The 8,648-nt window shown below is 53.4% G+C and carries 9 protein-coding genes; 5 read left to right on the top strand and 4 right to left on the bottom strand.

All coding sequences use genetic code 11. The features are described 5' to 3' along the window. Window positions 1-75: 75 nt before the first annotated feature. The 5 genes from ACE4YL_RS00790 (at window position 76) to ACE4YL_RS00770 (ending at window position 5,311) form a co-directional block, all read left to right on the top strand. Window positions 76-1,080 (top strand): helix-turn-helix domain-containing protein, encoded by a 1,005-nt coding sequence (locus tag ACE4YL_RS00790; protein ID WP_461369018.1) that lies wholly within the window; start codon window positions 76-78, stop codon window positions 1,078-1,080. Between the two features lie 31 nt (window positions 1,081-1,111). After that, window positions 1,112-1,672, top strand: a complete 561-nt coding sequence (locus ACE4YL_RS00785; RefSeq protein WP_461359226.1) for a hypothetical protein — start codon at window positions 1,112-1,114, stop codon at window positions 1,670-1,672. A 342-nt stretch (window positions 1,673-2,014) separates the two neighbouring features. After that, entirely contained in the window at window positions 2,015-3,283 is a 1,269-nt protein-coding gene (locus tag ACE4YL_RS00780; RefSeq protein ID WP_461359225.1) for an ROK family transcriptional regulator, read from the top strand. Window positions 3,284-3,304: 21 nt separating this feature from the next. After that, a complete protein-coding gene (locus ACE4YL_RS00775) occupies window positions 3,305-4,969 on the top strand; it encodes a ribulokinase (protein ID WP_461359224.1) in 1,665 nt (554 codons plus the stop codon). Window positions 4,970-5,086: 117 nt separating this feature from the next. Next, window positions 5,087-5,311: a hypothetical protein gene (locus ACE4YL_RS00770; protein WP_461369017.1), complete on the top strand. Its 225-nt coding sequence runs from the start codon at window positions 5,087-5,089 to the stop codon at window positions 5,309-5,311. A gap of 139 nt (window positions 5,312-5,450) precedes the next feature. Here the strand turns inward: ACE4YL_RS00770 and tnpC are convergent, their stop codons facing one another. From tnpC to ACE4YL_RS00750, 4 genes are all read right to left on the bottom strand, one after another. Beyond that, window positions 5,451-7,022 carry an IS66 family transposase gene (tnpC, locus tag ACE4YL_RS00765; protein WP_461369016.1) on the bottom strand — a complete coding sequence of 524 codons (1,572 nt, stop codon included), beginning with the start codon at window positions 7,020-7,022 and terminating at the stop codon, window positions 5,451-5,453. A 68-nt stretch (window positions 7,023-7,090) separates the two neighbouring features. Further along, window positions 7,091-7,450 (bottom strand): IS66 family insertion sequence element accessory protein TnpB, encoded by a 360-nt coding sequence (gene tnpB / locus ACE4YL_RS00760; RefSeq protein ID WP_047794267.1) that lies wholly within the window; start codon window positions 7,448-7,450, stop codon window positions 7,091-7,093. Then, window positions 7,444-7,758, bottom strand: coding sequence for an IS66 family insertion sequence element accessory protein TnpA (gene tnpA / locus ACE4YL_RS00755; RefSeq protein WP_461369015.1), 315 nt, complete (start codon window positions 7,756-7,758; stop codon window positions 7,444-7,446). The genes tnpB and tnpA overlap by 7 nt, the downstream gene beginning before the upstream one ends. A 140-nt stretch (window positions 7,759-7,898) precedes the next feature. Next, complete coding sequence (locus ACE4YL_RS00750; protein ID WP_461369014.1) at window positions 7,899-8,564, bottom strand: peptidase associated/transthyretin-like domain-containing protein; 666 nt, start codon at window positions 8,562-8,564, stop codon at window positions 7,899-7,901. Between the last annotated feature and the right edge of the window lie 84 nt (window positions 8,565-8,648).

The following is an 8,648-nucleotide window of genomic DNA, read 5'->3' as shown; positions in this document are numbered from 1 at the left end:
CAAATGTCAGAAAACACCCAAAATATTGACAAATATGACTATGTATGCTAGGATATGTAGAAAATATGGGGTTATGTGCACAAGGAGGGATCGCCCATCAAGCGGAGCCATCGTAACCAAAGAGGATCAAGGGAAGTCTCTGTCTTCAGTCACTACGGTCCAGCCCCGGCGGTTGTATTTCGTAATCCTAACCTCAGCCCGGGGGCCAAGGCTGTTTATGGCTATCTATGTACCTTTGTGAACTCCGCTGAGGTGCGCCAAGGCGATATGAAGGCGTGGCCCAGCCGGAGGCGGATGGAAAGAGAGCTGGGCATCTCCAGCAACACCCTAAGTAAGTATCTACGGGAGTTGAGGGATCATGCCCTAATCAAGATCCAACGGACTAGGGTACTGCGAGACGGCCGGGTGGTCTACGGTAACAACCTGTATATTTTGCAGGCATCGGTGATCCTTGTGGATGACCACGGAGGGTCTGCTCAATCGAGTCACGTAGTAGAAATGATCAGTCATTCAGAATGTGAACCACCCAAGTTCAGCGAGTCTCAGGATGTGCCCATAAGTAATACCATGACAACTAGTGATACCAAAAACTTGAGTAATAACCATCTCTCACTAGACCGATCCAAGCAAAGGGACACGTCTTCTCAGTGTCTCGCTCCTAGGCAAGTGACAAAGCCCAATGATGAGAGGGAAGAACAGCTGTCAGTGAACGATCTGATTGCTTTTTGGAACGCTCAGGGCGTAAACCCCCACGGGCGGATGGGGAAGAGGACCAGGGAAAGGATAGAAAGGGCACTCTCCGAGGCCTTGGAGGACTTTTCCAAGGAAGAGATACTTGGTGCTGTGCGCACGTATGCCAAGGTTTATACAGAACGTCGGTGTGAGCACAAATATCGGTTGGTCGAGTTCATGGAAAAACGTGGCTACGAGCATTTTCTTCACGAAGAGAACTGGGCGCGTAGAGAACCACGGCAGAGGGTGCGTCGGGAAGACTTTACTTACAGCACTCCCCGACAGGATCGAAGTCTGTTTGCGTTTCTGAATGACCAACCACCAGACGATCAGCACGAAGAGCCTTAGCTCCCCAAAACTTCCTTGGGAGGTGCTTGCCATGTTCGAGCCCAGCGCAAAAAGGGCGGAAAGGCTTAGGTATCTGGAGACGCTGTACAAAATGGTTGACGGCTCACCGCGCAAGACTGCCCTGCACAACCAGGTGTTGCTTGAAGCTGGCCTTACTTCTGAAAGCGGGGAAGATGCCTTCCAGTACTTGCTCAACGAAGGGCTGATTATACCACAGCGCTTTGAGGGCGTCCTGAGTATCACCCACCGAGGAGTAAAGGAATGTGAGTCCGCACTGCGGGTAGCTGGCGGGCAAACCAGCAGCTTACCGGGGGGAGTCACCAGTTTTGTGCAGATCAACACTCAAGTAGCAGAGACCCAGATATCCTTTGCAGGGCTGCTCTGTAGAGCGGACTGCCAGCCAAGTGACGAAGTGACTCCTAAATCCTGCTCGGTGGGGCTGATCAAGGAGAGGCCCTATGGTCAAACTGTTCCCAAAAGTGTTGAAACGAAAAGGCGTCGAGGCAACATACTGGACAAGATCAAGGAGGCTGCGACAAGCTCTGTTGTGGAAAAGAGTATCCGCCTCCTTCTCTCGCGTTTTAGGGGATAGTTGAGTTGCCTAGCCGTTAAGGAGGCGTAGACAAGACCCGTGGGTTTGGGGCGGACGGAGGAGGAGCTGCCAGAAACACATTGATTCTAGGGGGACATTGACGCTTACCACAGTGCGAACGGACGTACGAATGATTCCACAGGTCCAAAGTGGGGAGACCTTCTGCTTTACCTATTGCTGACCATCTTCACTTTCCCTAGAAAAATATGAAAAGAAAAGCAGAAAGTGGGGAAGAAGTGTCGAAAACTTAATTCATCCAAACCACAAACTGTTTGGGCATTAAACAAACAATGTTGTGATGATGGGGTGGGTTGGTTGTACATAACGGGTAACGTGGAGTTAATGAAGCAATTGAACAAATCCCTGGTGATCAACATAATCCGCGATCACAGGCAGATCTCCCGCGTAGACATCGCCAGGGAAACAGGGTTGAACAGGAGCACCGTTACAAACCTGGTGCGCGAGCTCATGGACGAGAACGTAGTCAACACCAGCCAGGCCGAACCCAAGTACAGCGGAGGCCGCCGGGCAGAAATCCTGGAGCTCAACTATGATTCCTTCAAAATAGTAGTGGTCAACATCGGTCGGTACACAACCACCGTGGGCTTGGTGGATATAGACGCCAACATCAAAGCAAGCCGCTCCTTTACCACCTCAGTGCAGGCTAGCGCAGATGAAACCCTGCGCCAAGTGGCCGAGGAGATCAAAGCCCTGCTTAGGGACACTGACACTACAGTTGATGAGGTGCGCGGCATAGGTGTTTCCATAAGCGGTTTGGTCAACATCAGCACTGGTGTGGTGGAGTTCTCGCCCAACCTGAAATGGAAGAGCGTGCCTGTGAAGGCAGTGTTAGAGCGGGAGCTCGGAATCAAAACCTTTGTGGACAATTGCACGCGCTGTGTGGCCAGGGGTGAGCAGTGGTTTGGAGCGGCCAAGGGCCTCAAAGCCTTTGCTTGCGTGAACATCGGCTACGGCATCGGGGCCTCCTTGGTGACCGATTACCGCCTGATCACAGGCGCCCACTGGGGAGCCGCGGAAATCGGGCACATCACTGTCCTCAAAGACGGTCCCCTCTGCAACTGCGGCAAGCGCGGCTGTCTCGAGGCATTGGCCGGCGGCGAAGCCATCGCCTCCCGGGCCAAAGAGTTGATCCGCAGTGGTGTACAGACCGAAATACTCGACTTCGCAGACGGCAAAATCGAAAAGGTAACCGCTAGGGAGGTTTCCCTGGCGGCGCGCAACGCTGACAAACCAGCACTGGAAATCGCCCGAGAAGTGGGCTATTGGGTAGGCCTGGGCATTTCCCACATGGTGAACATGTTCGATCCATCCGAAGTGATCCTTTCCGGCGGAGTCTCCCGCATGGAAGGCAACTTCCTAGACGTGGTAAATGAGGTCGTCCAGGAAAACCTCATGGGCAACCGCCAATCCCCCTGCCATGTGATTCGCGGTGATCTGGGCGAACACGCAGAGATTATCGGTGCAGCCACCTTGGTGCTCAGTGATGTTGGGTTCGTGCCTCCCGGCGTCAAAGATCCCTTCTTCGCTGTCTACAACCTAGACGGCGACAGGGTGGGCAGTGCGGCTAACTCACTGCAACTGCAGGCTTAGGTAAGAGAGTGGAGGTAAGGTATGAGTCCTGAACTTGTCGTGGGAGTAGATTTTGGCACCGGCTCTGCTCGGGCAGTGGTTGTAGATACTCGCAGCGGCAGCATCATCGGGTCCGGTGAAGCGGAGTACCCCAGATGGACCCAGGGAGAATACTGCGATCCCAACAGAGCCCAGTTCCGGCAGCATCCCCAGGATTACCTAGAAGCCCTGGAACTCTGCGTGCGCAGGGCACTTGAGGAAGCAGGTGGAAACGCCAGCGAGCATGTCAAAGGAATCGCCGTGGATACCACCGGTTCCACCCCTTGCCCTGTGAACAGGGAGGGGATACCCCTGGCGCTTTTGGACGAGTTCCGGAACAACCCCAACGCCATGTTCCACCTCTGGAAGGATCATACCGCGGTGGCAGAAGCAGCCGAAATCGATCATGTTCTCTCCCAGGGCAGTGAGGTGGATTACACCAAGTTCCAAGGAACATATTCCTCCGAATGGTTCTGGGCCAAAATCCTCCGCACAGTGCGCGTTGACTCAGATGTGGAGCAGGCCGCCTGGTCATGGGTGGAGCACTGCGATTGGATTCCAGCCCTGCTCTCAGGTAGGACTGATCCCATGGATATGTATCGCTCTAGTTGTGCCGCGGGTCACAAAGCACTGTGGTCCACGGAGTTCGGCGGCCTGCCGCCCAAGGAGCTCTTCGCCAACCTGCACCCCTACTTAGGTCAGATCTGGAGCCGCTACACCCAAAGGCCCCAGCCCGCTGATACCTCTCTAGGCGCAATCGATCCAGCCTGGGCGCAGCGCCTCGGTTTGAACCCCAGGGTGGTTGTTGGCGGCAGTTCCCTTGACGCACATGCCGCCGGAGTCGGGGCCGGGATTAGACCCAAGACCATGGTCAAGGTAATTGGGACCTCCAGCGTAGACTTGATGATTGTGGATAGAGCCCAGCTTCCTGCCCAGAGCCTGAAGACGATCTGTGGCCTCGCGGAAGATTCCATCATTCCCGGTTTTTGGGGACTGGAGACGGGCCAAGCGGCCTTCGGCGATCTGTACAACTGGTTTAAAGAGCTGCTCATGTGGCCCATCGAAACCATTGTGCGAAACTTATCTTTCCTTTCTAGTGATGACAAACTCCGGCTTCAGGCCGAGGTATCTCGGCGCCTCATTGACGAACTTGCTGCTGCGGGCGCGCAGGCGAGCTCGGAGGTGCTGGCCCTGGATTGGTTCAACGGTCGGCGCTATCCCGAGGTCAATGAGGAGCTTAAGGGTGCACTCTTTGCCCTAGATCTGGGCAGCGATGCCCCCGCCATCTTCCGGGCGCTGGTCTTGGCCACGGCCTTCGGTTCCCGCAGGATCTTTGACAGCTTGGCCAAGAGCGGCCTGGAAATCGACCACATTATCGCCGCCGGGGGCATCAGCCAGCGCTCACCCTTTGTCATGCAGACTCTGGCCGACGTGCTGAACAGGAAGATCACTGTGGCCAGCACGGAGCATGCCTCTGCCTTAGGCGCGGCCATCTATGCGGCAGTGGCTGCTGGCATCTACGAGACTATTCCTCACGCCCAAGATCCGATCTGCGGGGCGGGCTCGGGTGAGTACGAGCCGAATCCAGCCCAGCGGGAGCGCTATGATTTGCTCTACCAGAAGTACCTTGCCATAGGGAACTTCACGGAAGGGCTGTTGGACGTTTGAGCAATCCTTGAGTTATGGATACAGGAGACTTGCAGAGAGAGGAGGGGTAGCGAGGGGTCTAGTTGCATGACGGCGTGGACGTGAACTTGGAAAAATCATCGATGGAGGGACCAAGAAATGACGAAGAAGCACGTAGTTGCGCTAGTATTGGTGCTGTTAATGGGGATCTTCGTAGGTAGTCAATGCGCAATGGCTGCAAGCGAACAAGTAGAGATTCGGCTCATGCACTTCTTTACCGAAGGCGATGCACGGCACGGTGTCATGCAGCACGTTCTGAAAGAGTTCGCCAAGAACAACCCGGATATCATCGTTCATGAGGATGCAATGCCCCGTAAGCGTTAAAGAGGGCGTACCTTGACAATGTCCTCCTGGCCAATGAGTTGAGAAACCACATAGGCCATAGACGTTAACCGCTCCATTGGTGTCACGGTAGTTGGAGAAGAAAAGACCTCTACCTTGGGGTGGTAGAGGTCGTAGTAAATCATTTGCTGGGTATGCGGCAGTTATCCGGCAGAGATTCTGACCAGGGGAGGAACTCGTCAAGAGCCTTCGTGGTTGCATTGGGGAGCTCTGTGAACAGGTATGTCAGGTACTCGAAGGGCTTGAGACCGTTCTCCTTGGCCGACTCGACGATGCTGTAGGTTGTGGCACTTGCCTTGGCTCCCCGAGGAGTGATGCAGAACAGGAAGTTCTTCCTTCCGATGACAAACGGCTTGATGGACCGCTCTGAGCGGTTGTTGCTTAGCTCTAGCCGACCGTCCAAGAGGAAGTTGTTCAGTTCCTTCCAGTGGTTAAGGCAGTACTCCACAGCCTTGCCTAAATGGCTTTGCTTGACACATTCCTCGCGGGTCTTTTCAAGCCATGCCAAAAAAGCGTCCAGCACAGGTTTGCTGCGCAGAAGCCGCCGCGCATAGCGCTCCTTAGGATCGACATCCTCAAGAGCATTCTCGATGTCAAACAGATCGTTGCAGAACTTAAGGCCCTCTGCTGCTTGGGGAGCTTTGGACCTTTTGCCTGCAGCTTTGATGGCTTCATCAAAGCCCCTTCTAGCATGGGCCCAGCAGCCAACCCTGGTCACATCGGGGATACCATTGTAACCTCCATAGGCATCTGTGACCAGGTAACCCTTAAACCCTTTCAGGAACTCTTTCGGGTGTTCCCCAGAACGGGTGGGCTGGTACTCGAAAAGCACGATCCCAGGCCCATAACGTCCTGAACGATACAGCCACATGTATGACTGGGATTCAGCTTTTTTGCCGTCTTCCTGGAGAACCTGGAGAGTGGTTTCATCGGCAAATATGATGTCCTGGCTCAAAAGTACTTGCTTCATGCGGTCATAGATGGGCTGCAACCAGTGCTGGGCGGCCATGATCCAGTTAGCCATGTTCTGCCGGGACACCTTTACGCCTCTTCGCTCCCACTGTTTCTCCTGACGGTAGAGGGGAACGGCCATAACGTACTTCTCTTCAATGACATGTGCTACTGCAGAAGGAGAAGCAATACTGCCCGGGAAAGCCCGGTTTGGTTTCGGTGCTTTGACCACAACGGGAGCCGTGCCATCTCCGTGATTCTCGCAGTGGCGGCAGGCGTAAACATACTGCACATGCTTAGTAACGGAAAACTGGGCCGGCACCACAACCAGCTCTTTGGTAACCTCTTGGCCGATGATATGCCTTTCATGGCCGCAGGAACAGGTCAGCTTTTCCTCGGGAAGGCGGTATTCAACCACGGTCTCGGGCAGGCCTTCGAGGCTGACACCTTTCTTTTTCTTGCGCTTGGCACGCTGGTGGGCGGGCACCGTGATCAGCTCCGGCTCCGGAGCAAAGGGCTCTGCGTTTGATTCGGCTTCATTGAAAACGTCCTCAAAGAGCTGAAGCTGATCTTTGCTCGTCTTCTCGCTGGATCTGCCAAAGCGCTTGGCAGTCAGCAGGCGCAGTTGAGCCTCGAGGTACTCCAGTTTCTGGAGGGCCTTGGCCAACTCAGCTTCTGCTTTAAGTGCACGTTCTTGCCATGAGTATTCGGTTGAGTCTTGGGTTTTCGGTGTGTCTTCCATGCCCAGTACTTCGCGAAGGATAAGCTGATTCCCTGCTGGGAAAGGGCTCAGGAAGGGGAGAATGCATGTTAAATTACATACTTCGGAAGCTTAACAGCACGCTGGCTAACGGGCTTTAGCGGTGTTCCCTCCAGAAGCTGGCGCAGGTCCTGCCAGGTAACATCTAGAGGGTTAACTTCCTCGCCTACTTGAGGCCATGGCAGGCGTCCCTGTTCCAAACGGAAGTAGTGGAGCCAAAAGCCTCGCTCGGACCATTCCAGGATCTTAACCCTGTTCCGCTGTCGATTGCAGAAGGCGAACAGGCAGGGCTCAAACGGATTGAGCTCGAAATCCAGCTGGACTATGGCGGCCAGGCCGTCCACTGACTTCCTCATGTCGGTGGCTCCCACAGCCAGGTACACCTTTTGCCTAGGATGACCAATTAACATACGTTCAGCAAGGAGCGGATGACTTCCGTTAGAACCTGGGGGTCAAACCCGCGCTGAATTTCCACAGTCACATTGCCGATGCGCAGCACGACACCAGAGCCAGTAGGAGCTAGTGAATCCAGTTGTATCCATATGCCGTTTTGCGGCTGGTTAGTTTCAGTCTCAAACTTGCGCAGCCAGTACCAGAGTTGGTTGGGCCGCAGCCCATGTTCTCTGCACCATGCCCTTTGGCTTAGACCGCTGGCGCGGAAATCCTCTATCCTCTCAGCCCACAACTCGCGCAGCTCTTGCCTGGCTTCCTTAGTCACACGAATCAGCTCCTTCCCTCTGATGACTTCATTATCTCATCAGCGGAGAGGAGCTAGAAGGTACGGCTGGTTTGACGCTTACGATATTCTGGCTTGCATTCCCCACCTTATAACTTCCGGTTAGTACGCCCGATCTTCAATTAGTGGACAACTGGTATGTCAACGAAACTTATGTTCGCCAACGTTTCGTAAGATACTCCATCTATCATCTTTACCGCTCCGGTAACCCTTGTGGGTTTCATAGTCGGCAAAGGATCAAAGGAAGCTACTCGGACGGGTCCAAAACTTTTCGCGGATAAATCGTCAAACATGATCACGTTTCTCAGGTTTATGCCATCTAAAGCGAATGTAGGTGTTAGAAAAGATATTACACGTTCAGTCTTGTTGACCATCTCAAATACTAAGAAAGCTTCTACGCTTGGATAGATACTAGGTTCGCACCCTATAAAAGCGATCTTAATGTATTCATCTTCATATACCGGGACCCGAGCCACTGGGGTGGCTAGAAAATCCAGATCATGGCGTTCTCTGGTTACGAGGTAGCTTTTCGGTTCAAAAGTCCATCCAGAGGAAATTGGTGTTATAGTATAACTATCACGACCTTTTAACAGTTTAAACTCGCCAGTAGGCCCTGTTTTATCTGTGATCCCCGTAGACTCAACCAACACTACGATATTGCTAATAGGTTTGTTTGTCTCCTTCTCGTAAACACTACCAGAAATGTAGTAGTACTCATCATATCCTCCACCCACACATCCGGACAAAACCACAACAACCAAGAAAAGGATCGGTAACACTCTCTTCATACCTAAAACCTCCTTGAACAATATGATAGTTGGAGTAGCGATTGGTCAATGCCGTTGACACAACCGTGTATGAACCAAGATTTC

It is taken from the genome of Candidatus Darwinibacter acetoxidans (genome assembly GCF_041936445.1).
Classification (GTDB): Bacteria; Bacillota; Limnochordia; order Darwinibacteriales; family Darwinibacteriaceae; genus DTU010.
The sequence above is the reverse complement of the archived record's forward strand: the minus strand, read 5'-3'. Positions and strand labels throughout refer to the sequence as shown.

Coding starts and splice junctions, on each gene's coding strand:
- ACE4YL_RS00785 (WP_461359226.1), top strand. CDS start 1,112: ATGTTCGAGCCCAGCGCAAAAAGGGCGGAAAGGCTTAGGTATCTGGAG.
- ACE4YL_RS00780 (WP_461359225.1), top strand. CDS start 2,015: ATGAAGCAATTGAACAAATCCCTGGTGATCAACATAATCCGCGATCAC.
- ACE4YL_RS00775 (WP_461359224.1), top strand. CDS start 3,305: ATGAGTCCTGAACTTGTCGTGGGAGTAGATTTTGGCACCGGCTCTGCT.
- ACE4YL_RS00770 (WP_461369017.1), top strand. CDS start 5,087: ATGACGAAGAAGCACGTAGTTGCGCTAGTATTGGTGCTGTTAATGGGG.
- tnpC (WP_461369016.1), bottom strand. CDS start 7,022: ATGGAAGACACACCGAAAACCCAAGACTCAACCGAATACTCATGGCAA.
- tnpB (WP_047794267.1), bottom strand. CDS start 7,450: ATGTTAATTGGTCATCCTAGGCAAAAGGTGTACCTGGCTGTGGGAGCC.
- ACE4YL_RS00750 (WP_461369014.1), bottom strand. CDS start 8,564: ATGAAGAGAGTGTTACCGATCCTTTTCTTGGTTGTTGTGGTTTTGTCC.